Origin of the sequence: Flectobacillus sp. BAB-3569, from assembly GCF_002270355.1 — a bacterium.
GTDB classification, from domain to species: Bacteria; Bacteroidota; Bacteroidia; order Cytophagales; family Spirosomataceae; genus Flectobacillus; species Flectobacillus roseus.
In genome coordinates, this window is the sequence record NZ_NJFZ01000035.1 from 20,380 (window position 1) to 44,821 (window position 24,442).

General features: G+C 40.3%; 32 protein-coding genes. All 32 read right to left on the reverse strand.

The features are described from left to right. Positions 1-9 precede the first annotated feature (9 nt). The 32 genes from BWI92_RS23805 to BWI92_RS23955 all read right to left on the reverse strand — a co-directional run bounded on the left by BWI92_RS23805 (position 10) and on the right by BWI92_RS23955 (position 24,441). The gene (locus BWI92_RS23805; protein ID WP_141234903.1) at positions 10-288 is read right to left on the reverse strand and encodes a hypothetical protein; all 279 of its coding nucleotides are present in this window, start codon (positions 286-288) and stop codon (positions 10-12) included. A gap of 37 nt (positions 289-325) precedes the next feature. After that, a complete protein-coding gene (locus tag BWI92_RS23810; RefSeq protein WP_095167581.1) occupies positions 326-709 on the reverse strand; it encodes a hypothetical protein in 384 nt (127 codons plus the stop codon). After that, positions 710-1,045 (reverse strand): hypothetical protein, encoded by a 336-nt coding sequence (locus BWI92_RS23815; RefSeq protein WP_095167583.1) that lies wholly within the window; start codon positions 1,043-1,045, stop codon positions 710-712. It abuts the gene before it with no gap. Positions 1,046-1,065: 20 nt separating this feature from the next. After that, positions 1,066-6,345, reverse strand: coding sequence for a tail fiber protein (locus tag BWI92_RS23820; protein ID WP_095167586.1), 5,280 nt, complete (start codon positions 6,343-6,345; stop codon positions 1,066-1,068). Beyond that, a complete protein-coding gene (locus tag BWI92_RS23825) occupies positions 6,345-6,872 on the reverse strand; it encodes a hypothetical protein (RefSeq protein WP_095160503.1) in 528 nt (175 codons plus the stop codon). Before BWI92_RS23825 ends, BWI92_RS23820 begins: the two co-directional genes overlap by 1 nt. Positions 6,873-6,878: 6 nt before the next feature. Further along, complete coding sequence (locus tag BWI92_RS23830) at positions 6,879-7,535, reverse strand: hypothetical protein (protein WP_095167587.1); 657 nt, start codon at positions 7,533-7,535, stop codon at positions 6,879-6,881. 59 nt (positions 7,536-7,594) lie between these two features. After that, the gene (locus BWI92_RS23835) at positions 7,595-7,792 is read right to left on the reverse strand and encodes a hypothetical protein (protein ID WP_095167589.1); all 198 of its coding nucleotides are present in this window, start codon (positions 7,790-7,792) and stop codon (positions 7,595-7,597) included. 6 nt (positions 7,793-7,798) lie between these two features. Beyond that, on the reverse strand, positions 7,799-8,536 hold the full coding sequence (locus tag BWI92_RS23840; protein ID WP_095167592.1) for a hypothetical protein: 738 nt from the start codon (positions 8,534-8,536) through the stop codon (positions 7,799-7,801). After that, positions 8,529-8,987, reverse strand: a complete 459-nt coding sequence (locus BWI92_RS23845; protein ID WP_095167594.1) for a hypothetical protein — start codon at positions 8,985-8,987, stop codon at positions 8,529-8,531. The genes BWI92_RS23840 and BWI92_RS23845 overlap by 8 nt, the downstream gene beginning before the upstream one ends. Further along, positions 8,984-9,364 (reverse strand): hypothetical protein, encoded by a 381-nt coding sequence (locus tag BWI92_RS23850; protein WP_141234904.1) that lies wholly within the window; start codon positions 9,362-9,364, stop codon positions 8,984-8,986. Before BWI92_RS23850 ends, BWI92_RS23845 begins: the two co-directional genes overlap by 4 nt. Positions 9,365-9,384: 20 nt before the next feature. Beyond that, positions 9,385-9,651 (reverse strand): hypothetical protein, encoded by a 267-nt coding sequence (locus tag BWI92_RS23855; protein WP_141234905.1) that lies wholly within the window; start codon positions 9,649-9,651, stop codon positions 9,385-9,387. 51 nt (positions 9,652-9,702) lie between these two features. After that, the gene (locus tag BWI92_RS27440; RefSeq protein ID WP_166554030.1) at positions 9,703-9,840 is read right to left on the reverse strand and encodes a hypothetical protein; all 138 of its coding nucleotides are present in this window, start codon (positions 9,838-9,840) and stop codon (positions 9,703-9,705) included. A gap of 4 nt (positions 9,841-9,844) precedes the next feature. Next, a complete protein-coding gene (locus tag BWI92_RS23860; protein ID WP_095167601.1) occupies positions 9,845-10,309 on the reverse strand; it encodes a hypothetical protein in 465 nt (154 codons plus the stop codon). Then, positions 10,306-10,638, reverse strand: coding sequence for a hypothetical protein (locus BWI92_RS23865; protein WP_095167603.1), 333 nt, complete (start codon positions 10,636-10,638; stop codon positions 10,306-10,308). The genes BWI92_RS23860 and BWI92_RS23865 overlap by 4 nt, the downstream gene beginning before the upstream one ends. An 8-nt stretch (positions 10,639-10,646) precedes the next feature. Then, positions 10,647-10,868, reverse strand: coding sequence for a hypothetical protein (locus BWI92_RS23870; protein WP_095167605.1), 222 nt, complete (start codon positions 10,866-10,868; stop codon positions 10,647-10,649). Next, positions 10,865-11,542 (reverse strand): transglycosylase SLT domain-containing protein, encoded by a 678-nt coding sequence (locus BWI92_RS23875; protein ID WP_095167607.1) that lies wholly within the window; start codon positions 11,540-11,542, stop codon positions 10,865-10,867. The genes BWI92_RS23870 and BWI92_RS23875 overlap by 4 nt, the downstream gene beginning before the upstream one ends. Next, on the reverse strand, positions 11,523-12,086 hold the full coding sequence (locus BWI92_RS23880) for a transglycosylase SLT domain-containing protein (protein WP_095167608.1): 564 nt from the start codon (positions 12,084-12,086) through the stop codon (positions 11,523-11,525). The genes BWI92_RS23875 and BWI92_RS23880 overlap by 20 nt, the downstream gene beginning before the upstream one ends. Positions 12,087-12,089: 3 nt before the next feature. Further along, positions 12,090-12,248 carry a hypothetical protein gene (locus BWI92_RS27445; RefSeq protein WP_176464337.1) on the reverse strand — a complete coding sequence of 53 codons (159 nt, stop codon included), beginning with the start codon at positions 12,246-12,248 and terminating at the stop codon, positions 12,090-12,092. Further along, a complete protein-coding gene (locus BWI92_RS23885; RefSeq protein WP_095167611.1) occupies positions 12,248-12,712 on the reverse strand; it encodes a hypothetical protein in 465 nt (154 codons plus the stop codon). Before BWI92_RS23885 ends, BWI92_RS27445 begins: the two co-directional genes overlap by 1 nt. Then, positions 12,712-13,425, reverse strand: a complete 714-nt coding sequence (locus tag BWI92_RS23890; RefSeq protein ID WP_095167613.1) for a hypothetical protein — start codon at positions 13,423-13,425, stop codon at positions 12,712-12,714. Before BWI92_RS23890 ends, BWI92_RS23885 begins: the two co-directional genes overlap by 1 nt. A gap of 56 nt (positions 13,426-13,481) precedes the next feature. Further along, positions 13,482-14,018, reverse strand: a complete 537-nt coding sequence (locus BWI92_RS23895; RefSeq protein WP_095167616.1) for a hypothetical protein — start codon at positions 14,016-14,018, stop codon at positions 13,482-13,484. 52 nt (positions 14,019-14,070) lie between these two features. Continuing rightward, a complete protein-coding gene (locus BWI92_RS23900; RefSeq protein ID WP_095167618.1) occupies positions 14,071-14,523 on the reverse strand; it encodes a hypothetical protein in 453 nt (150 codons plus the stop codon). A 51-nt stretch (positions 14,524-14,574) separates the two neighbouring features. Then, positions 14,575-15,078 carry a hypothetical protein gene (locus tag BWI92_RS23905; protein WP_095167620.1) on the reverse strand — a complete coding sequence of 168 codons (504 nt, stop codon included), beginning with the start codon at positions 15,076-15,078 and terminating at the stop codon, positions 14,575-14,577. Positions 15,079-15,209: 131 nt separating this feature from the next. Next, complete coding sequence (locus BWI92_RS23910) at positions 15,210-16,229, reverse strand: hypothetical protein (protein ID WP_095167622.1); 1,020 nt, start codon at positions 16,227-16,229, stop codon at positions 15,210-15,212. 12 nt (positions 16,230-16,241) lie between these two features. Next, positions 16,242-20,222, reverse strand: a complete 3,981-nt coding sequence (locus BWI92_RS23915) for a strawberry notch C-terminal domain-containing protein (RefSeq protein ID WP_095167624.1) — start codon at positions 20,220-20,222, stop codon at positions 16,242-16,244. A gap of 141 nt (positions 20,223-20,363) precedes the next feature. Continuing rightward, the gene (locus BWI92_RS23920) at positions 20,364-21,920 is read right to left on the reverse strand and encodes a hypothetical protein (protein ID WP_095167627.1); all 1,557 of its coding nucleotides are present in this window, start codon (positions 21,918-21,920) and stop codon (positions 20,364-20,366) included. Positions 21,921-22,597: 677 nt separating this feature from the next. Next, positions 22,598-22,837: a hypothetical protein gene (locus tag BWI92_RS23930; protein ID WP_095167631.1), complete on the reverse strand. Its 240-nt coding sequence runs from the start codon at positions 22,835-22,837 to the stop codon at positions 22,598-22,600. After that, the gene (locus BWI92_RS23935) at positions 22,837-23,109 is read right to left on the reverse strand and encodes a hypothetical protein (RefSeq protein WP_095167633.1); all 273 of its coding nucleotides are present in this window, start codon (positions 23,107-23,109) and stop codon (positions 22,837-22,839) included. The genes BWI92_RS23930 and BWI92_RS23935 overlap by 1 nt, the downstream gene beginning before the upstream one ends. 13 nt (positions 23,110-23,122) lie before the next feature. Further along, positions 23,123-23,386, reverse strand: a complete 264-nt coding sequence (locus BWI92_RS23940) for a hypothetical protein (RefSeq protein WP_095167636.1) — start codon at positions 23,384-23,386, stop codon at positions 23,123-23,125. A gap of 20 nt (positions 23,387-23,406) precedes the next feature. Further along, entirely contained in the window at positions 23,407-23,610 is a 204-nt protein-coding gene (locus BWI92_RS23945; RefSeq protein WP_095167638.1) for a hypothetical protein, read from the reverse strand. Next, a complete protein-coding gene (locus BWI92_RS23950) occupies positions 23,607-23,930 on the reverse strand; it encodes a hypothetical protein (protein WP_095167641.1) in 324 nt (107 codons plus the stop codon). Before BWI92_RS23950 ends, BWI92_RS23945 begins: the two co-directional genes overlap by 4 nt. Then, complete coding sequence (locus BWI92_RS23955; protein WP_095167643.1) at positions 23,917-24,441, reverse strand: hypothetical protein; 525 nt, start codon at positions 24,439-24,441, stop codon at positions 23,917-23,919. The genes BWI92_RS23950 and BWI92_RS23955 overlap by 14 nt, the downstream gene beginning before the upstream one ends. Position 24,442 lies beyond the last annotated feature (1 nt).

A 24,442-nucleotide genomic window follows, 5' to 3' on the forward strand; every position in this document is an offset into this window, starting at 1 on the left:
ATTTTGCTATCAAAATTTCCATCCCCATGTCACAGACTTGTTACCTAAGTAAAACAAAGCTGCACCTAGCAATGGAGTTCTAACTTTGAGCCAAATGATTCGAAGCTTTTGGTTCTTGATAGTTTTGGTGTCTAGCTTAATGATTTTCGAGTAATCACGAGCGTTCTGGTCAGCTAGTTCGAATGATTGGGTGGCAGCATCTATGGCTGGTTCAATCACTGTTTGATTGTTGCGAATGAGGGCATTGTATCGAACCAGTAGAGAATCATATCGCATACGGTCAGCCACGATATTTCGTAGCTGTAGTGGCGTTATCAGATAGTATTTATTTGTAAACCGTGATTGGCTTAGGCTGTCCGTATTGGTCTGTGAATAGAGCTTCAATGGTAGAATCAGGCAGAGCAAGGATATACACATTGATATTGCGTTCGTCTTCATGGTGCTTTTCTTGGATTTGTTCTTGGGTAGAAAGTCCGTTTTTGAATGCTTCGTAGGCAATCTTTTGGAATATGGTTCTTTGTCGCTCTCGATGGGCAATTCTTTCATTAATTTCTATTTTCTGTCCTTCAGCTTTTGCCACTTGGGTATCTTTCTGAGAGTAGAAATATCCCACTGCAATGAGTAGGCATACAAACAAAAGAGCTCCGCCCTGTAAAAGGCGTACCTTCCAGAGCGGGAGCTTGATGGGGAGATTGAGTTGACTAAACACCTATTCGGTTACTTTAGTCTTAATGGTCACTAATTCCCCATTTTGGTACTTTTCAATCTTTTCATATTCAAGTCCAAGGGCAGTCAAAAGAATCTCCATTACCAACTTCTCTGTTGTGTACCATTCATTAAATTCAGCTTCTGTGAAGGAATATTGTTTGCTGGTTTGGAAAATACCACTTGCATCAGGGTACTTCTTTGCATCTGCAATTCTGGACAAGTCAATCTTTTCATTGTACGAAATAGAAATACTTTGTCTGGTTTCCGAGATATTATCGGCAATAATTTCAATTTGAGAAACGCCTTTTTTATTAGGCAAAAGTGTTGCTAAAAACATAGATTTTAAGAGGTTAAAAATTAATTAAATGAGTTTACAAAAACGACTCTGTTACCTTCAAGTGTCAGGTAACCACTTGGCGCACTGGACTTCGAATACGATGGTGTCATGTTAAGACGAAGATTATTGGTTGATATAGCATCAGAGCCTATAACTTCGGAGCTAATGTTATGAATATAACTCATACCTTCCATCACACATCCATGTTTAGAATTGAACCAATAGTTCGTAGAAACTACATTTCCATTGAATTCAAAGGGTTTATCGGCGATATCATTCCAATTATGACTATGAGGGCTTGGGTTAAACTCCGTAGGTTTACCATAGATGCTTTCCCAACTGTGTGAATGACCCCAGTCTGCTTTTCCGTCTATTTTACTTTTGACAAGAGCTACTGAAGCAGGATTTGTACACCAATTCGCCCATCTGGAATCGTCGTTGACTACATCTACATGGTATCGCACGGTGTTCCCATCCACCTGAATGACATTGTAAGCACCAGAGGAGAAATTAATTACGCTATACATACCCTTGTCAGCGGCATTCTCTTGCAAAAGGACTGAAAAATTAGGTTTACCATAAATTGAATCCCAGTGATGTGAATGACCCCAATCTGCCTTTCCATCTATTTTACCTTTGATAAAGCTGGTTGAAATAGGAGAAATCGTGGTATTATTGTATCGAGTATCATCGTTTACGACATCTACATTGAAGCGTACTTGATTGCCCGATACAGAGGCTCCAATAAATGCCCCATCACAAAAGTTAATATTACCATTATTGCCAGATTTGACAGAACCATTTTCCTCCAAGCTGATGCCTGAGATTTTGCTGTTCCAATAAGAAATCTGACTGTCCGATACTAGACGTTTATTGGCATTAGTGACAATATTATTAGCATCAGTGAAGTAAGCTGCATGAAAGCCATCTAATAGGTCTGCGTTTAGCCCTGAACCTATACCATGATTGTTTTCAGACCAGATTCTTTTGTGAACCAGAGCTCCAGCGTCACTATAATCGGTTCTGATATACAAATCAAAGTTCCTTTGGTATATAGTTACTGCAGAACTACCGGGTGAATGTAGCGTAATCGACGGATGTTTTGTATTGTCCGTTGTTATGACTGCCAATTTCGAATCAGACCAGTGTGTACCACCATTAGCTTGAATTTCAACTTTACCAGTAAGATAACCACCCGTAAGTGGTAGGTAAGCTCCTAATTCACTTCTATCAACTTTGGAATTCCAATAGCTAACTTGAGTATCGGTAACAAATCTTCGGTTAGCATTAGTATTGACCCAGTCAGCTCCAAAGGAAGTTTTAACGAGGTTTCCATTGGCATCAGAGACGACGGGTACAGAATTTAGTCCATCTGCAAAGTCTGAAACTTTTAAGGTTTTTGTTGAGATACGACCTGCACGTGTATCGAAAACTATACGAGTAATATTGTCTACATTGCACTTAAATCCGATTCCCCACCAAGAAGCAATCTCAAAATTGTACGTTGATTCCGTTGCATTATCACCAGTTCCAGTTGATATATGATTATTATACCCAAATCTAACTTTATCAGAGCGGACGAGGCTTCCATCTCCTTGAGAAACAATTAACCTATCAACTTGACCATCTGCAAAATCACTCAATAATACTCTGTTTGCTTGTATTCTACCTGCACGTGCATCAAATACGATTTTGGTCGTATTATCGAGGGTAGATTTGAATCCCACTCCGTACCACGATGCTATTTCAAGGTTATATGCTGTAGTTGTAGCGCCATCTCCAGTACCTGCACTTATGCCGTTATTTGAACCAGCAGCATTAAATCTAATAGCTCCTGTCATGGTTCCACCTGTAAGTGTGAGGAATGCTGCTAGTTCAGTTCTATCAACTTTACCATTCCAGTAAGTAATCTGAGCATCAGAAACTAGACGCTTATTTGTATTTGTGATAAGGTTATTGGCATCAACAAAGTAGGAAGCATGATAACCGTCCAACAAATCAGCATTCAACCCTGAATCAACCCCATGATTCATTTGAGTCCAAACCTTGTAGTTGACATTATCGTAGGCAGTACCATTATCGTTTCTGATATACAAATGCCCTAGCTTTTCATAAAGTTGGATAGCTGAAACGCCCGGTGTATGAAATGCTATCGAAGGAGGTTTACTAGTGTTGGTAGTACTAATACAAAGTTTCGCTTCCTCCAAACGAGTACCCCCTTGAGCAAGAATATCAAGTTTTCCTGAGATAACACCACCTGTCAGAGGCAAATATGCGCCAAGTTCGGAGCGTTCTACTTTATTGCTCCACTGAGAAACTTGGGTATCAGTTACAAATCTTCGATTAAGGTTTGTATTAATCCAATCGGCAGAGAATGCTGATTTAACCAAGTTTCCACTTCCATCAGATATCACAGGTATAGCATTCTGACCATCAGCAAAATCTGAAAGGCGAACAGCGCTGGCTAGTATTTTACCAGCACGGGTATCAAATACAATTTTTGTTTTATTCCCATTTGTATCTTTGAATCCGACTCCATACCAAGAAGCAATCTCAAGGTTGTAGGCTGAAGTAGATGCACCATCGCCAGTTCCATATCCAACGTAACAGTTTGAATCAAACATTACCCTTCCTGACATGGTACCGCCAGTAAGAGGTAGATAAGCACCAAGCTCCGAACGGTCAACTTTAGCGTTCCAGTAAGAAACCTGAGTATCAGAAACCAATCTTTTGCCAGTATTTGTGACAATATTGTTTGCATCTGTAAAATAGGAAGCATGGAAGCCATCCAGTAAGTCTGCATTGAGTCCAGAACCAATACCATGATTATTTTCAGACCAGATTCTTTTGTGAACTAATGCCCCAGCGTCAGAGAAATCGGTTCTGATAAATAAGTCAAAGTTTCTTTGGTAAATGGTAACGGCAGAACTTCCGGGAGAATGTAGTGCAATGGATGGATGCTTAGTGTTATCCGTTGTTACAACTGCCAGTTTAGAATCTGACCAATGAGTACCACCGTTAGCCTGAATTTCAACTTTACCAGTAAGATAACCACCCGTAAGCGGAAGATAAGCGCCCAACTCCGAACGCTCAACTTTAGCATTCCAATAGCTAACTTGACTATCAGTAACAAATCGTCTGTTAGCGTTAGTATTGACCCAATCAGCACCAAAAGAGGTTTTAACTAGATTTCCATTAGCATCAGAGACAACGGGTACAGAATTTAGTCCATCAGCAAAATCAGAAACTCTAAGAGCTTTACTGAGAATACGACCAGCACGAGTATCGAAAACAATGTAGGTATTTCCATAACAGCTATCTCTAAAACCTATTCCAAACCAAGAGGCGATTTGTAGGTTATAAGTTGAAGTAGTGGCTCCGTCGCCAGTGCCATTTCCAATCGTGTTAACTCCTACGCCACTAAACCTAATTGCTCCAGACATGGTACCACCAGAGAGAGCTAAATAAGAATCTAGTTCAGTTCTATCAACTTTACCATTCCAGTAAGTAATCTGAGCATCAGAAACTAGACGCTTGTTTGTATTTGTGATAAGGTTATTGGCATCAACAAAGTAGGAAGCATGATAACCGTCCAACAAATCAGCATTCAACCCTGAATCAACCCCATGATTCATTTGAGTCCAAACCTTGTAGTTGACATTATCGTAGGCAGTACCATTATCGTTTCTGATATACAAATGCCCCAGCTTTTCATAAAGTTGAATAGCTGAAACGCCCGGTGTATGAAATGCTATTGAAGGAGGCTTACTAGTGTTGGTAGTACTAATACAAAGTTTCGCGTCCTCCAAACGAGTGCCTCCTTGAGCAAGAATATCAAGTTTTCCTGAGATAACACCACCTGTCAGAGGCAAATATGCGCCAAGTTCGGAGCGTTCTACTTTGTTGCTCCACTGAGAAACTTGGGTATCAGTTACAAATCTTCGATTAAGGTTTGTATTAATCCAATCGGCAGAGAATGCTGATTTAACCAAGTTTCCACTTCCATCAGATACGACAGGTATAGCATTCTGACCATCTGCAAAATCTGAAAGGCGAACAGCGCTGGCTAGTATTCTACCAGCACGGGTATCAAATACAATTTTTGTTTTATTCCCATTTGTATCTTTGAATCCGACTCCATACCAAGAAGCAATCTCAAGGTTGTAGGCTGAAGTAGATGCACCATCGCCAGTTCCATATCCAACGTAACAGTTTGAATCAAACATTACCCTTCCTGACATGGTACCGCCTGTAAGAGGAAGATAAGCACCAAGCTCCGAACGGTCAACTTTAGCGTTCCAGTAAGAAACCTGAGTATCAGAAACCAATCTTTTGCCAGTATTTGTGACAATATTGTTTGCATCTGTAAAATAGGAAGCATGGAAGCCATCCAGTAAGTCTGCATTGAGTCCAGAACCAATACCATGATTATTTTCAGACCAGATTCTTTTGTGAACTAATGCCCCAGCGTCAGAGAAATCGGTTCTGATATATAAGTCAAAGTTTCTTTGGTAAATGGTAACAGCAGAACTTCCGGGAGAATGTAATGCAATGGATGGATGTTTTGTGTTATCCGTTGTTATAACTGCCAGTTTAGAATCCGACCAATGCGTACCACCATTAGCCTGAATTTCAACTTTACCAGTGAGATAACCACCCGTAAGCGGTAAGTAAGCTCCTAACTCCGAACGGTCAACTTTAGCATTCCAATAGCTAACTTGAGTATCAGTAACAAATCGTCTGTTAGCGTTAGTATTTATCCAATCAGCACCAAAGGATGTTTTAACGAGGCTTCCGTTTGCATCAGAGACAACGGGTACAGAATTTAGTCCATCAGCAAAATCAGAAACTCTAAGAGCTTTACTGAGAATACGACCCGCACGGGTATCGAAAACTATACGAGTAATATTATCTACGGTGGCTTTAAAGCCAATGCCCCACCAACTGGCAATTTCTAAATTATAGCCAGTAGTGGTGGCATTGTCTGCGTTTCCATACCCGATGTATGAGTTTGGGTCAAAGCTAATTCGTGCGCCATACGCCATATTTCCACCAGTTAGGGGGAGATAAGCAGAGAGTTCTGAACGTTCAACTTTAGCATTCCAATAATTGATTTGTGTATCTGTCACAAAGCGTTTATCGGAATCATCTGAGATAACTGAAGTCGTAAGAAATCGGAATGAATAGCCAGCATCATCCTTTAGCAGTGCCATATTAGTTGACCCTCCCTCTGGAACAAGATTGACATTCAATTCAGCAAGACTGCCGTTAGCGTTCTTTATTACGACTTTTTTCTTCATTAATTTAACGAGCTAGTGATAATTGGTTCTGAAATCTCTAATACCATTTGAGTGGGTGCTAATGCCTTCCCAATTTTCTGAGAGAGCTTATTGGCAACGTTATCAGGTGGAATGGTTGTCACATCGCCACCAGTTCCCAAAAAGTAATTAGAGCCTTTGGTGAATGCTGCCCCTGCAATGGTAAACTTACCACCTGTCAAAACAGACATTTGAGCATTGTTAACACCGACAGTTACGGCAATGCCAATGGCATCTTTTGCCAAAGAGCCATTGTCTGCCAGTACAAAACCAGTAGCGGTGAGCGCCACGATTTTTCCAACAGCAATACCGCCTGTTTCCACACAGTTGTCTTTTACTAAGAATCCTTTCATCCAGTCTGGAATCACAGATTCATCGACAATCCCATTATCATTTAAGAGTAGGAAACGTCCTGCATTAGCGGCTGTACCATCGCTGGTATCAGTCGCCACACTGACTTGCATCTTACCGTCAGTGGTTTTAATTAGAGCTTGCTTTTTTGTAGCCATGTTTGTTTAGGTGATTATTTGATTTATGATAGAAACTGAGAAATCAATATTGAGCTTTTCATGGGTGATAGACAAACCCACACTTTGGGTTACTCCACCTTCGAGAGCACCATTCGGAGCATTAGGAATCAGTTGTCCAGCGGGACCAGCATAGTAGTTAGTATTTACTATTAGTCCCCAATTGGCAATTTCAACAACTCCCTCGACTTGAATATGGAGTGTTTCGCCTACTGGAGCATTGTCTAAACTAATTCCAGTTGCTTTTAAATAGTTTTCCTCAAGACTTGGATTGAAGTGATAGGCAAGACCATTCTTAACAGTGATTAGGCGACCTTTTACGATATATTCGCCCGCAATGACTTCTTGAAAATCCACTCCCTTGTACACTGTGGTACTGTAATGATTCGTGACATCACCACTTGGTTCTTTGGTAGTATCTTCCTTTAAATCCTTTATCTTTTCGGACAGGTTTTGAATGGCAAGACGTTCCTTTGCTAGCAGATCAAGTAAATAATCAGTGTCTTTGTCTATTTTAGCATTTGAAGCAGCTAGCTCTTTTTGAGCTTTCTGAGTGAAAAACAAACCTATCTTATCCCAGAAAAACCATAATGCTGCTACTACAATCACTGCAATGCCCCAAGTAGGATATTTTTGTTGTTTCATAACTTCAAGAAAGCCTTGACCGAAATTCGACCAAGGCTATTTTCTGGGTTTAGAGGCAATTATTTGTTGTAGACTTTCTTGGAAGCTACTTTTAGCGATTTACCCCATGTAGGCATGGGCTTTCCTGCTTTGCCAGCTTCGTAGATACTTTTTACAGCTTCCAGATTGACTTGTTTTACTTTCTTTTGAGCTGCTTTTTGTGCAGGAGAAAAGCTTCTTTTAGGTTTCTCTTCTGACTTCTTTGAGGTCTTTTTCATAGGTTATTAAGAGGTTTTTTTACGAATAAAGATATAAGTAACTATACTCAATAAAACTACCGCACTTGGTATAATCCAAGCTAGTGGGTTATTCTTGGTTTCACTGGCCACACTTGAACCTGTGAGCTTTCGAATTAAGAGCTTTCCTTTGGTTTTGACCGCCTGCCAGTACTCTCCTTGCACACTCAGCCAGCTAATGTATCCACCTTCGTATAATTCACGGGGTCTTTTCAAAAGTCCTAGAAAATCATATTTGATGTTCTCGACATGAACCTTGTTGAACCAGTCGGGAGTAATGAAATTGGATACTTCAATGCCATCAATCAAATATCCTTTCCCGTCCGTAGCATCAGCGACTTCCTCAACATAAAGTGGGTCATCTTCATTTTCCTTAAACCCTGTGGTTTTTCTAAACTTCTTTAGATAAGGATTATGAACTATTTCCAGAATCTCATGTGAAAGAACATAACTGACCTTTGTGGAGAATCTAACTTTACCGAAAGGAACTCCATTGTCATCGACTCCGTGAAAACCTCCAAGGTCTTCCCCAATGTCATATTCGATGGTCACAGGAAAGTAGCCTTTTGGTATCAAGTCTGTACTACTAAAAACCGTAGCTTGCGCTTCAATTGCCCAATAAGGCGCAAAATGTAGTGCCAATTGCTTATTGATTGCTGCTACGATTTTTCGTAGTTGCTCAGGGTCTATTTCCTTTACTTTCGAAACTACTCCGATTCTAATCATCCTTCTTTTTGAAATAGATAAAAATGGCAGTTCCTATGCCCACAATCGCTAAACCAATTATCCAAAGAATGTTTTGACCCGTTCTTTGCAATTGTTGTTGCTGGACATTCGGGTCAGGTTGTTGGTTGTTGAGGTTAGAATCTTGATTTATGGCATTTGGAAAAATACTGGTAAAAAGTAATCCTACACCTGCCAAAACTCCGCCCCAATTGGTATTAGTTTCCTTTTGAGCTATGACATTGCCTTGGTTGTCCTTTACCTGCAAAGTTGTGCCATTAGCTGAAACAGGATTTGGTGTTTTTCCTGTAAAAATACCTTTAATCCCTCCCCAAATATTGGAGATGGCTTGTCCGACCTTGGTTTTGCCGTTTTTATCCGTATTTGTCTGGTTTGAACTATCCGTTTTGGAAGTATCCAAACCTTGTGAAGTGTCCATTGCTGTCTTTTTCATGAGTCTTCTTTTTTACGAGTGACAATTGCCCAAATCGTGACACCAATCAACACCACACCAGCAATGATACCAAGGATTAAGCCTGTTTTAGAACCTCCATTGTTTGAATCTGAACCAGATCCACTTCCTGTTACACTCGTTGGCGCTTTAGAGAGCTTTTCTTTTAGGGTTTTGGTATCCACATTGCCCGATTGTCCTTGTTCAGCGAGTTGAGTTAGTTCGTCTTGGTCATTGGAGACATCAGACAGTCGTACCCAAACCAAAGCTGGAACAGGGAAATCATCTCCAGACCCTGTGTAACCTCGAATCTCGACGGCTACTTGAATGTAGGCAACGCCACCCAAATACTTGGTCTTACCAGCAAAAACGCCCACCACATCCCCAAATTCAAACTCTACTAAGAGCTTGCGTTGTGGTGGATGGGTTGACCCCCAATGAATAATTGCATGGGAACGGTATCGGGGTCACTTTCTGAAAGGAACTTTAATTCGTTGCCAATAGGACTGTCGTCATACTGCTGATAGCCTGTGGCAAAATCAACGAGACCGATGACTTGCCCAACGCCCGGTATTAAGTAGGTCAGAAAGTTTCGATTGCTCGTGGTGTCTACCCAAGGATTGTATTTTCGTTCTTCCTTCTTTCCTGCAAAGGCTGTGAATCGCAAGCTTTTGGCATAAAGGATATCACCTTGTTTCATTTCGTATAGGTTTAGCGGTTATTCGTATTTATTGATTTTTCGAAGTTCTTTTTCCTTACGAAGCTGGATAAAGTTGAGCATCATTCCTGACACGTAGAAACCAGCGATACATAAGCCGACAAAGAAACTTCCGAGTTTTAAGAGTTTGTTAAACATCGTTTCAAGGGTATATTCGTGGATAGAGTTTTTGAATCATTAACCGCAAGTCATTGGGTGAAACACTCTCAGGGTCATGGTTGGGAAGTGGTACGCCTGATTTACAAAGTGCAACATAACAGAGGTCAGCACAACAAAAACCATCTTGACTCAGCCCCATTGGATATAGCATACTTCCCAAGACCCCACCCCAATTATAGGGTTTGCCTACCTTTCGTGCTACGTATTTTCGTGTCTCTACTTCGTAGTACCACGGAATTTCGTAGAACTCCCAATAAAACGGGTTTCGGTTCTGGTCTTCAGCAAAGATGTTTACACCTGTAAATTCATTCGAAGAACCGACCTTTCCATCCGAAAAAATTAGTTCGCAATGAATGAATTCACTTCTTAGAAAAGTCTTCATCAATTGATTGTAAAAGTCTTTTCCGTCATGTTGATAGTGCTTAAAAGCAATCATGAATTTTTTCATCCTGCAACTACCTCATCTTCTTTGGTGGACACTTTGGGATTAACGCCAGCATCCACGGCTTTGTAACCCAGATAGGATTCAAGTCCTGCTTTGGTCATCTCTAGTTTTTCGTGCATCTCTGGAATAAACACTTTGATAATTTCGCAAACGAAAATACCCAAACCTGCAATTGTAGTTTTGGGATTATCTACCGCCACCTTGATAAAAGCTTTTAAGCCCGACACATCAGACTTTGGAGCATTTGCAGGATTCTGTTGAGCGACCATTTGCTGCATCACCAAGGTATTTTGATGGAGTGCTGCTAATATTTCATCCTCATACTTTGCCATAATGATTGTTAGTTATCGTCCTCATTGTCCTCTATTACCTTTCCAGACTTCATGTTATCATGCTTGAGCTTCTCATTCTTGATTTTCCAATACACATAAATGGCGGATAAAAGAAAGAAGCCTGCTTGTGCCAAATCTGAAAAGTCATGAATGATAAAGCCCATGACTGGTATTTCTAAGAGCATATCGGAATCGGTATAGTATATGTTTCTAAAAACGTTTAAGTTCATTTGAAAACCTTGATGGTTTGTTTGATAAAATCCTTGATGAGCGCTTTGACTGCTTGCCATGAATCAGGACGCACAATAAAGTAGCCTGTTGCCACAAAGAAGCTAATCCCTATAATCCACAACAAAGCCCTGCCAGTTTGGGAACTAATCGACCCTGTCGTTAGATTTGTTTTGTCGTAGCCGACTGGCAAGGCTTTGTTTAGGAATAGTTTCACTTCTGCCACTGTCACCACGCCATCTGCATTGTAATCAAGTGGATTGCTATTGTAAGCCGTTGTGCCTTTACTGTAGAGTACTGAGTTGTCAGCTTTGCCGAATGCAATGGGAAAATGTACCAGAAAATAGAGCTGATAAGCGTCTTTAGGCACACCTCTTTCCTTGATTCTTCGTTTGAGGTATTCTCTCACATAAGGTAGCTGCTGCACGTGGTTCATCTTGTAAAGCGCTGCGGTGCTTGTCCCTAGGTCTTTGGCGGTGCTTTCTAAAAACTGAATCAAACCCGTAGCTGTACCTTTCGGGTTTCGAGCCTGTGGATTGAGCCTTGACTCTGCCCACATGACAATCATGAGCCAATCAGGATTTTTGATACCTAGGTCTGAACAAATCGCCTTAACCGTATTCTCAAAGGCTGTCCGAAGGTTTGAGGGTACTTTTTCAATATAAACTAAGCTCATAACCAAACGGAATTTTGTCTTTGTATTCAGGTAGTTTCTTGTGGAGTTTTACGGCATTTTGGACAGACTTTTTAAAGAAGAATTTTACATCTAATACTTCCAGTTTGCCGTCTCTATCACCATAAACCGTATCGAGCACTTTGTTGTATTGGTAGGCTTTTTCACGCTCGTAAGCAATCACATAGCCATCACTTTTACCAAGGGCAGCGGGATGGAAAATAGCTAGATACACATCATAGGCTGAGTTCATCTTCCCGATATAGGGTTTGAGATAAGGATACACTAGGTGCTCTAATTGCCATTCTCCAAACTTACCCTTTACTTGCCCTAATGAATAGCCCAAACGTCTTAGCGTACTCGGCAAACATTGAATCAAGCCAAATGCTTCTGAGAGCTTATTTTCAGCTTGCGAGCTGTGCTTACTTTCCACCCAAATGACCATCATCAGCCATTCAGGCTTGATTTTGAGTCTTTGAGCTACTTCTCGAACTTTAGAGATATAGCCGTAAGGGTTTCGGTATGTGAGCCATTCAAAGGGTAGCATATTTTAGTTGTTAATCCACTTTTTCAAAAAGATTGAGATAAGAATCAGGAGCGTACCAGCCCCTAGGGCAGTAGCTCCAAGTTTTAAGGAACTAGGCACATCAAATTGTACATTGATATTGGCTGTACCTAGATTGCCTAATAATCCACTTTGGTTATTCATTAGTAGTTAAGTTTTAGGGCAATCATGCGCTGTTCCATTCGAGCTTGCTGGTCGCCATTCCATGAAAAAAGAATCTTCTTCCAGCTTGTGACTCTAGTCCAAAGGGTTGCAGCATCCTTTTTGCCGTATTTGGCATTATAGGTTTGCACAAGGAGATGGAATTGGTCATTCGTGAGTGAAAGAGCTTTTATATAGGCATCTCTCAAATCATCACTATTACCAAACCATGAGTCAAAGTAGGCATGGAATTCTTCTACTAATGGATTAGGATTCCAGTCTTTTGGAAGCCCTGAGCCTGAATTAGGAAGTGGGAGTTCCAGAAAGGTTTCCTCTTTGGGCGTTGTCAATCGCTTATAGGCATAAAATGCAGCTGCTCCAAAGACAGCGTACCAGAATACACTCGAAGAGGTGAGCTTGTTGACCACCTTGAGGAAAGTTCCCCATGCTAGGCTTAGTGCTTTCATTAATCACCTTTGAGTTTAAAGAGTTTTCCGATTAGTTTAATCGCTAAAAAGCCTGCTACTGCACCGATTGCACCTTTGATGATGACTTCCTTGACTGTATAGCCTTCGCCTGTGTTTACTTGGGTCACTACAACATCCTTGGTTTTTCCAGTGGTGGTATCTGTTTTGGTGACAGTCTTTTTCACAGGTTGATTGACGACTGGTTTGACGGTCGAACAATATTGGACAGCTACATACCCCACACCACCCATTGCCAAGTTGAACTTCAAAAAGCCATTGACGCTTTTTCCATCGGACTGACCAATCAAATTACCCTTATTAACGGCTGATTTAATGGCTGAGGTTAAAGAAGCTCCCGTTCTGATTCTGACACTATCACCTGTGCAATAGTAGTTCTTCGTTCCAGAAACGACGGTTGGTGTTGAAATAGTGGTTAGGTCAGACAAAGGAACAATGGCGTTGGTACGATATTTCAGCATATACAAAATAGGTTTGTACAACTGAACTAAAGCTAGTTTAGTATCCTCATAGACATCTTGGATAATTCCCAATTGAAGCCCATTGTTCACCTTACCAATTACACCACCAAAGTCAATCTTGCTTGGATTATCTTCATCCCAATCGGCAGTATCATACAACTTGACGTAACCGTATTTAGGGGATGTTGCCTTAACGGACATTCCTATACGGACATTTTTGATATCAATTGCCATTGTGTTTGAGTTAAGACCAGACAGCCTATGTTGATAGGCTGTCTAGCATGATTATCTTAGTCTTCGTCCTCGTTGCTAAAAGACTTCCAAGCAAAGTAGGCAGCCAAAGCGGCTAAACCAGCCAACACATAGTTGAGGGGCTTTTTATAAAATGGAGTGGCTGCCTCTGGAGAACCTTCGGTAGATGCGCTTACGCTTGAACCACCCAAGACTTCTTTGATGACGTCAGTAGCGTCTTTTGCGACAAATGGCGTATTGGCAATGGCGCCTTTACCATCCGCATACAAACCGATTTCCTTGTCGGCTGTCACATAGGCCATTCCTACGGTTTGCGTTTCTGGCAAGGCAAAAGGTTTCAAGGCTTTGGCATACTCTGCGATACCAGTTTCATTGAACCAACCCGAACCTTCCAGCTTAGATAGGTACATTGGTTCAAAGTTGCCACCGCTGCTATGTTTGGCAAAAAGGACTTTTTGTGAGTTGATTTCACAAAGCGCTAAAGTCCACGTACCTGATTCGCCGAATTTGAATGCGAAAATTACGTCACCTTGTTTAATTGCACCAAGTGCATGGATATTGATAATAGATGCCATTTTCTTGTGTTAAGAGGTTTGGAGTTTAAAGGAAAATTGAAATTGATTGGGTTTAATTAAAGCCCTCGTACGGGATTTTGCGAGCATCAAGGATGTTCTGGAGCTTTTTCGAGTATGCCATCAATCTAATAACTAATTCGTTGTCGATGGTTACTGGTGCTGGCTCAACATAACCTTCCGTCGGAAAATCCACTAAGTTTTGTTGGGTGTACTGCATAGGCGTTGTGCCAGTTTTAAGCCCCACTGCCACCAAGTCTGCATCCGAAGCTAACAAGGATGTGTGTTCAGTATTAAACCCATTGAGAATACTCAATTTGGGAACAATGGTAGCATGAACAAAGTACTCTTTTCCTACTGGAATCAGCTTGTCAGGCGTATTACTGGCTTCAATACAGCCAAAGGTTAGACCCAAATGCCGAAAGATTTTGATGTTTCTGGTGATACCATCGTTGTAGTTGACACTAGCGATGAGATCACCATTTTGATACTGTTTTGCGAAATTCATGTTGAATAGAGATAATATGAGAACCTAAAACGAAACAAAGAGGATTAATTCTTACTCAGCATAGTTTACTTCAATATCTACCGAAATAGAAGCTAAAAGCGGTAAGATGATATGCTTGTCTAAAGTGATCTGCTCATTGACATGATAGATAAAGGAATCACCACCTTCGTGTTTAGCTTCAATCTCACGAGAAATAGCTATACCTTTTCGAGAAGTAGTGTTTACTTCTAATTTTTGGCGCATTTGAGCGAGCTGGTTCAATTCAGACTTTACCTTCACACGAATACTTTCAATGGTTGGCGGATACACGTAATCAAAATCCTGTACGTGGTCTAAGAGAATGCCCTCTTCAGGTGTTGCTGTGATTTCGGTATCGTTATCGACTGCTTTGAACGTCCCATCGGTTACGTAGCGACCATTCAAAACATTGCCTAAGCGAAGACCAGGCATAAGGCAGACTTTGACATCTTTGTCACCGTTTTTGAGGTTGTACTTCACACTCTTAGAGGGAGGTGTACTTTCCTGACTAGGGTTTAAATCAATAATGTTTGACATGATAAATAGGTTTTGTTGCTAGGTTGATTTTTCCTTGTTTGCAGCTACAAAATTACAATGGCTTTTTAGGGCTTTGGAGGTAATATGGTGGTAGTAAGGACTATTCGTGCCTACTACCACACAAGTTGAGCCTAGAACAGTCCTAAGAACTTCTTGCGTTTAGGCATTTTACCTAAGGACTCCCATTCGATATTGGACTTTTTAGCGATAAGCTTCAAGGCTCGCATATCTTTTTTGTGAATGGAGGTCAGAACCATTTTCTGATACGTGAGTGCCTGAGCCTCCTTGAACTTGGTTTCGGCATCCGTTCCTAGACGTCCCATTCCTCTGATTTCTTGCAAGGTGGTTGAGCTGATTTTATAAAGCTTTCTGAGAGCCTCTGACTCAGTTTCTATCTTCTTTTCAAGCTCTCGAATACTGGCCTTGGTTTTACTGATTCTTTCGTCCAGCAAAGCGATTGGGGCAGCTTTAAAGCCTTCAATGGATTGATTCTTGAGCATCTTTCCATCTATTTCCTCTAACGAAACAGTGTTTGATTTTGCATTGGTTACGAGAAATAGAAGTTTACCTCTTTTCACTAATTGTCCTTCTTCAAAGGGACTTTTAAGGTGTATCTCTTTAGCTTTTGCTTTTTGTACTGGCTTTATCACTACAGCTTCTTTGGTATCATCGACTAAAAGTACGCCTTCAAATTTGTTCCCATTAACGCTTTGAACTTTGAGTGTTTTATCTAACTCTTGATCCTTTATAATATCGCCTTCATCTAGGGTGCCTTTGAAGAGCTTTTTAATTGAGGCTGGTTTACTTGTTGATGCAGGTTTGGGAGCTGCTTTTTTTTGCTTTGATTTGGCAAAGGCTTTTCCCTTCTCTTTGTTGTCTTTGGAGATACCTAAAAGGGATTTTGCTTTTGATATCTTTTTTACCTCTTTAGGACTAGGCTTTTCGGGTTCCTCCTTGGGTTTGGCTTGAGCATCGAGCGCTTTATTGATTTGTTCCAAAATCACATCAATGGACTCGTCAATTTCAGGGTCAAGGCCATATACCTCTACGGTATCGGTCGTAAGTCCTTCTACGATTTCGACTAATTTCTTGTTTGAGTTTTCTAAAAGCTCTGAACGCTTTGAAGCGTAATTGCTAACGGTAATTTTCATGGTTGATTAGGTTTAGTTTAAGTTTAATGCTTGTGCTTTGAGTTTGAGTAGTTGAAGCTTGATTTTAATCAGGCGCATGGATTTCTGTTTGTCAGAGGCTTCGCTAGCACTCTGTTGTTGTACCTGAGCGTTCACCGAATCTTGAATCATTTTAAAGTCGGTAGCACTCAGGTTAACAGACGCTCCAAATCGCTCTGTCAAAATCCTACAGACTGCCTCCAAGTTTGAATCATCGACAATACCTACCATCGTGCTCGATACTGAATTGAAGTTGCCACCATCTACGTATTTGAGTAGTTCCTCATCGGTGTAAACATCGCCTCCTTTGCTTTTAGACAGAGCGGTAATCATTCTAAACTTGCCATTTTGTCTGAAAAAGGTTGTTCCAATGCTAGTTGATACCTGCCCTTTACTTCGAATGATGGGTACTGCTACTGTTAGTGGTGCAATGACATTGGCAGTACTGCTTTTCCAATTGGATTCCCTCAGGTATGAATTAGGAAGCAATAAGCCTTTCTTTACGCTGCCATCTTGCATGGTAAAATCAATCAAACGTCCTTTGGCAAACTTATCGTTGGTATAGGCTTGGAGGATATTGCCTGTAACAATCAAAGCTGAAACACGGTCTTTAGACTGAGATGTAATTGCTCTTTGCCATTGTTCCAACACATTATCATTGGACAAAAACTTCGATTGACTCATAATTCCTGAGAGCTTGCCAAAATCATTGCCTGTGATGCCAAAGGTTTGCTTTTTGACGCCATTGGAGACGGCTATGTCAATTTCAAAGCTGTTTAATTGTATTTGACCTTCTTCGTATGGCTTTATACCCAAACATACCCCTGTGACGTAGCTGTTGTCGGATTGTGGTACATACAAAAGCCTTCCCAGTTTGAAAAAGTCAAGTAGTTCTGCATATGCTCGTTTGTTCCCTTCTTTCCCTGAACTATGATAGGCAATGGCTTCTTCGCGTTCTTCGATGAGTTCTTGAAGCTTGGTTTGTAGCTTTTGCTGTTGTTCCTCGGTCTTATTTTTAAGTGCTTCAAACCATGAAATCGTCATCTCTTTGTCTTTCTCATAGTCCGTTTGCGCTCTGGTAATTCTTGATTGTGTTTGTTGCTCTAATAAATTCAAGACAACCTCTTTGATACCATCCTTTTGTACCTTTTCACGCTTTTTAAGCTCTTCTTGGAGCGTTGTGACCGTGTAGGGTTTTCGTAGGTTGTTAATTTCATACAAGCCCACGTAGGTAGGTCCCGAAAAAGGCGAATCTGTAAAGCTTTTGCCTAGTACTGCGATATTGGGTTCTTCGATATTAGCTGCCTTTAAATCCATCGTTTCGACTTCAAGGTCATATTCATCCAAGGCAATCTTAAGCTCAACAAAGGCTTGATACTTTTTGACCATATCTGCATAGAACTTTTCTTGTTCCTTGGTATTGAGTAAAGCCACTCGACCAGACACGCTTTTGGCTAAATTTTCAATATACTTTTCGGACTTTGCATTCGTCTGTTCTGCATCTTCATCACCATGTTGAGTATCATAGAAATAGCGTTGAAGGTCTAAGCGAGTGTAGTAACTCTTTTCTAAATCCTCATTCTTATCGTCCTCAATCAGAGTTTTCATGACGATGTCTCCATACTTATTCAAAAAGTCCTCAGATTGAATCAGGTCTTTCGAAGTCTTTTGTGACGAAGTGGTATTCGCATCCAAGGATTTTAGCTTTGATTTGAGCATCATCACTAAACGCTTTTCAGCAGGAATATCAGAGCTGAGATAGTCATAAATCGGAGGCAAGATTTGACCTGTTCGGTTGATACGACCACGTTTTTGAATCTCGGTGTTAATATCAAGCTCTGGTTGCCAAACAATCATCACTCTTTGTTTTACCTCAGAAGCTGGTACTTTCTTCGTAGGAATCGCATGAGCGGACTTTCCAGTTGAACCACTTTGATTTATCATCAAACAGTCAATTTGATTGTCCTGAAACTTTTGGAAAGTATCAGCCGCATTCTCTTTGCGCCTAGTCTGAACTCGACCTGTCGTGACAGCAGCACTCATTCTCCCTAAACCTTTGGGTAGGTTCTCATAAATAACCTCCAAGTTGCGACCCGTTACCTCACCAACTTTGTAGCCCTCAGCTTCAATGCGTTGTTTGACATAATCAATCGGTGAAATCATCACACCTGTTTGAATGGTTTTGATTCTGCTCAAGATGTAGTTGTATTCAAAAACGGCATTACTTCCCAAGGTTTCTAGTTCGATTCTCTCAAAATGCCTTTTACCCCAACCGTCATTGATTTGGATTCTAAGGACGCCTTCTAAACCTCTGGTTAATACTTGTGAAAAATCTGTATTGACCTTGCCTGTTGAATCAATATCAAGTTCCTTGACAAAAGCTTCCATCGTATTGGCAAAGGCTATGACAGGCTTTTTGCCCTCTCTAAGTCGTTGAATGGCTCTATCTGCTACCGCATCAGCTTTGATAGCCAGTAGCATTTGTGAGACGATTTGAAAAACCTTAGAAAAGTATGGAGCGTTACGCACTCCTAAATCAGCCGTTCCAGTGGCCAGTGCTACCTCACCTTGTTCATCACGCAAGGTTTGATTCATGTTTTCTACTGTGCCCTTGACATAGTTTCTCTGGAAGGCTACAATCATTTGCATGATGTCTGTGATGTTGTCACAAATTTTTCGGTGCAAGGTAGAATAATCCTTCATACCAAAGCTGGTAGCGGATTTATCTAGCACAATCCAGTTCACAATAGCGCCTGTATTAGCCATACCTCTTTCGTGTCGAATGAGCTGCCCTTCACTAACCAAGTTCGCTGAGATGATTTCTTGCAAAGCGACACCACCCATTTCGACGGCATTAGCCATTTGCTCGGAGGACATATTGGCTTCACTAAGGTCAGTTTTTAGACCATACAAAGCCATGTTTTCACTACGTTTGGCAAAAGTGGCAGAAAGGAAAATAGTACCTTTAGATTCACGGACAATTTCTCGCATAATGATACCCGTAGAAGAACTTCCTCCAGAGGCATTGTGCGACTCATCCAAAATCAAAATATTACCTTTTGCCTGTTCATACAGGAATTTAGCCTTTTTACCTTTGATAACATTCTTTTTACCCCCATTCCAGATAATTTTATTGCCTGTGGCTACTTGTGAATAGGTTGCCAAAATAAAATCATATTCATCGGGTAAAACACTTGATTCAATGACGCCATCTTGTTCTAGTTTTTCAGGAGCTTTGTAAATGATATTGCCTAAATCATCCTTGATATGCGAATCAGCATCCCTCGTATTGACAATAAAGGGTCTAATATGTTTACCCTTTGACAAGTCATAGTCAGCCGTGTTTCGTTTGTATTTAAACACGCTTTTCGTCGGGTTCTGCTCTTTAAAAGCTTCGTAGTTTTCGGGATTGTTTTCGTAGCTGCTTTTCTCTTCTTCGCTCAAATCCTCCCACGAATCATATTTGATTTTCTGCTCGACTTGCCCAATGGCGATTTCTAGTTTTTGAGAACCATCTTCCATACCCACTCCAATAAGGTCACGATAAAGGTCTGTAAACAAAGAGGGCTTTTCTGTGATAACAATGGGCTTCCTTCCTTTGTGGTAAGCATAACGAATCATGGCCGCATTAATACGACCCTTTCCAATGCCTGTTTGATGGGCGATAATGATTCCTTTGCCTTTTTCGACTTGATAAATCGCCAATGCGACTGAATCAACCTGCTCTGCTGCCAGTGCGTTGGAAAGTTCATCGAGTGATTTGTAGCGTAGGTGCATCTTGACGTATTCATCAACCGTCATTTCGTCACCGTATTCGTTTCGAAGATATTCTTTGAGTTTTGAAAGGGCGATTTGACCCTCAAAAAACATAGAATCGGGGGTTTCAACGGAAAGAGACTTCATTTTGGAAGCGGGGCGATACATTTCGCCTAATCCTTCCACTTTCTTCTTTTTGGATTTAAACAATTTAATCATGGTAGAGGTGTTTATTTTGATAGCAAAATGAGCATCTGCAGCTGGAAAAAGACCAGGAGAAAAGCGGATTTTGCTATCAAAATCAATAAGGGTTTGTAGATATCAGGAGCTGATCAGTAAAGCTCTTGTATTTTTTTGCTATCAAATGGCTAATGCCAGTGCTTTGAGCTTGAGTAATCGTAATTTGATTTTGATTAATTCCGTAGGTTTTCTTACTCCTTTCTGATAAGTAGTCATAAATCTTTCATAAAGCGCTTCGAAAGTATCGACCACAGTTTGATTGACTTCTTCTGCCATTGGGGCAAAACCCGAAGGTTCTTTTTTGACACCATCGACTAAGACCACACGCACATCAAATTGTGTTCCTTGGCGAGCGTAAAGCTCTCCATCGATACTAATCACATCGACTACATTGTAATAATGGTGGAGATAGTTAAAAAAGAAGCGGTCGCCCACGGCATGATTCCCACGATTTCGACCAGCAATCAATCCCTGAGCATTGTAATGGGTATGCCCACCAAGGATAAAAGCTGCTTTACCTGCTGGCTTCATGGTTTCGAGCGCATACAATGCCATCAAATGGTCAAGTTTATGTACTCTGATAGGACCCACATTTACTCGTTGTGGAAGTAATCCAAAGGGAGGATTAGAAATAACGGCATCAAAGCTACGTTGATACGCTGGCATCTTTAAAGAGGAATCATTCTTCGTTACTAACTTAAAGCCTTGGGTCAGTAGATTCTTATATCTTAGCTCAGAGATTTCGTTAACAATAAACTGTCTTGGCTCTGCGGCAATGGTTAAAAGTCCGTTTCCTGCACTTGGTTCAAAACCTTGTTTGTTTGGGTCATCAATCCCACACCAAATCCCCATCAAAAAGGCAATGGGCGCTGGAGTGGAGTATTGCTGGAGCATGATACTCTCAGAGGTGCGGTGATTGAGTCGAACTTGGTTTTTGTAAAGATTGACAATGCTCAAGTAGCGCTCTAAAACGCTGGTATTAGCGTGAGCATATTCCCGTGCAGTGCGAACAATGGCTAATTCAGTAAGTTCTTTGACCTCTGATTGGTTGGTAATACCAAATTGGCTTGCTAGTTTTTGGGAAGTGGTTTTACTATCCTTTTGACCTTCTTTGAGTCTTTTCTCAATGGCTTGTACATATTGAAGCGAATGGTCAATAACCAATTTGCCTATGCTTTGGATAGTTTGAGTTACTTCAAAATCTGTAAAAATACCAGCTTCCTCTGCGTTGAAAATGGGATTGCACGGGTCAAGGATAATGGGTTTATCGAGCAAAACAACCAGATAAATATGAGACGTACTCTCTGAAGTATACGTGGCCAGACGAACTTTAAATGGAATCCCTAAATTTAGTAGTGTCCCTCCTAAAAGAATGACAAAATCTTCACAGTCTATTCCTGTATGTCTGTCAGCCCACGAGGCGTTAGGCAGTCGAATGATTTCCGCTGAGTCAGGATAGCCGTCGTATTGGTATTTGAACTCTTTTCTACAAAAGTCATACAGAGCTTTTACAGAATCTTGGTGCGACTTAAAGCTTTTGGCAAAAGCTTTGGTTTGTGCTTTGGCTTGAGGTATGTATTGACCAGCGATTAAGCTGGCAAGCTGTTGTACATTGGGGTTTTCATAGATGATACGGTCGTGTTTGGTGGGTGTCTTAAAAATGGAGCTTGCTTTCAAAGTACTTGATTTTAATCTATCATTTGTCTTGTAGAACAAATGTACTGATAGGAATAAGGATGGTCAGTGGTAATATGGAGTTAGTTTAGAGGTAATTAGGATTTAAATAACCCTTACAAAATCCTAATTATGCTTATTGTCTGTAAAGTCTTTGAAGTAAATTTCTTCCCCAGTACGATTAAATATTCGAAGTGTAAAATCACTGGGAGCCTTTGTAAGAGTATCACAATAGAATTTTGTTACAATGATAGAGTCTTTTTTAAGAATCTTGTAAAGGAACTCTCCTTTGTTTTTATAAACTGTATCACTAATGTTCAAATACGGAGTTATCGAATTGAAGAATGCACTAGTTAAGTGAATATGGTCATTTTTCTGCTTGACGTAATCATATCCATCTACTATCAGGGCATTGCCAAAACTTTCATTTTTCTGAACCACGATATGAAACTCTCTTTCAAGAGTTAAAGCATTACTTCCTTTACAATCAACTTGACAAGAAAATATAAAGTTGCAAGCTACACACAAACAAAAGAATAACAGATTGACTTTTATGTAATTAAGCTTCAAGAATTGATTAGTCATTTTAGCATGAATTTAATAAATACTTTTAATTTGCTGTATTCGAGATTTGTGAAGATTCCTTAATTTTTCATCACTGTTAAGTAAGTGAAATTTTATTAGATTGCCAATTTGAAAACTTCATGATAAATATAGTTTATAGCAGGATAAGGCAGTTTCCTTCGTAAAGCAGGTTCTTCAGGATCAAAACCCAAAGACTTTAAGTTCTCTTTATGAGCATCCACCTTCAAACACGAAAGAAGATACTTCACATCAGCTCTAAGGTTTTTGCCTTGTCCTGTGGTAATATTTAGCTCTTTGCAAATATCGGTTAGTGTTGAAGGTGGATAGATTTTCATTATTTTAGTTTTTCTAGGATTCTGTATTTGAACAAATTCGTCATAGCAGCATCATCTTCCACGAATTTTCGTAGCAATGCTAAGTCTACACTGTCAAGTTCAATAGGTTTGTCAGAATAGAGGTCAAATGCAATCAGCATCAATTTGGGACTATCCTTAGTATTCGATTGAGCAATTCTTTCAGCAAGGGCTTTGCCAATACTACCTCCTTCAAGAGGCTTACCATCAAGCCCTTTGAAGTCTACTGATAAATCAATTTTCGTTTTTGCCATTTTATTTTATAGATTATTTTTTCAAAATCGGTGTAAAGCCAAGGGGTAATTCTTTGACTTCTTTTCTGGTGATGCCTCTACCTAGTTGTAGTTCTGGATTGAGGTTTAATTGCTGCTTGTCGCAATAGACTTGCATCATATCTTGAATTTGTGGTGCTAGCATAGTTTGAGCGTTGGAGGTTTGTTTATAGCGGTCTTTTCTCTTAATCAAGGTTTTTACTATTGCTCCTAGACAAAAGACCACCAAAAGAATGAGTAATAGGTTTAGCGTAAACATGGTTTAAAGAGGTTTGTGGGTTATGCCATGATGACCTGTACAAAGAGCCTTTTGCTAATGGTAAAACTGTTACGATAGCGTGTAAACTCTTTGATAGATTCAATGGCTGCATCGAACTTTGCCACATCATTAGTTTCGACTTCGATGAGTAGCTGACCTGAGAGATTAAATTTCTGAGATAGCTTTTTAATGGCTTGGAGTTGGGTTAAAATTTGTTTTTTCATAGAGGTTGTAAAAAGTCTTTGATTTCTTGCTCTGAGAAATATTGTTCCAGTTCAGGTGTTTCATTTCTCTTGAGCATGGTGTGAAAGTCTGGTAGCTCCCTAAAATAGTCGAGTGGTGGTAATACTTCTCTTTTTGCTTGGATAGCCAGACAGTATTGGAACTTCAAAAAGGTGGTTTGCATCATCACCATGTTTCTAAAGCTACGTACCTCTGTCTCTAGCTGAAGCTTTTGTTGCTTGACTTTTTTGCGATGGGTTTGAAACCCAACAAATAAAATTACGCATAGGAATACTAGGTCTAAGGTGTCACGAAGGGTCATTGTTTTCTAAGGTTTTCCAGTTGAGAATTGCGAACTGTGAGTCAATATCTAGGCTCTCGTAGATTTTCTTATCTTGATTGATAATTTGTACCAATTCAGTTACTTCATGGTTGTGAAGCGCCTTGAATGGCTTGCCAAAGTGTTTTTGAACTAACTCATACAAAATCACAGAATCAATCTTGATGGTATCCTCAAACTGTTGTCGTAGCAGGGTTGATTCTTCATTGGCTAGCTTAAACCCGATAGATTCTGATTCGTCCAACTCAAATTGCTCGCTTATCAGCTCATTCAATTCTGATTTATCCAGTTTGATGGGCATTATTGTGGTATTCTGGCTTTCTGTTGGTTCTTCAACTACCGTGGCATTATCTGCAAGGCTCTTTTCAGTCCTTTTTCGCATCAATAGGCTCATGCCAAGAATCACCATGCCAACAATGGCGCAAATGATCAAAAACAACTTCACAATTAATCCGTAGTTGGCATTCTCTGATTCATCTTCAAAATCTAACATA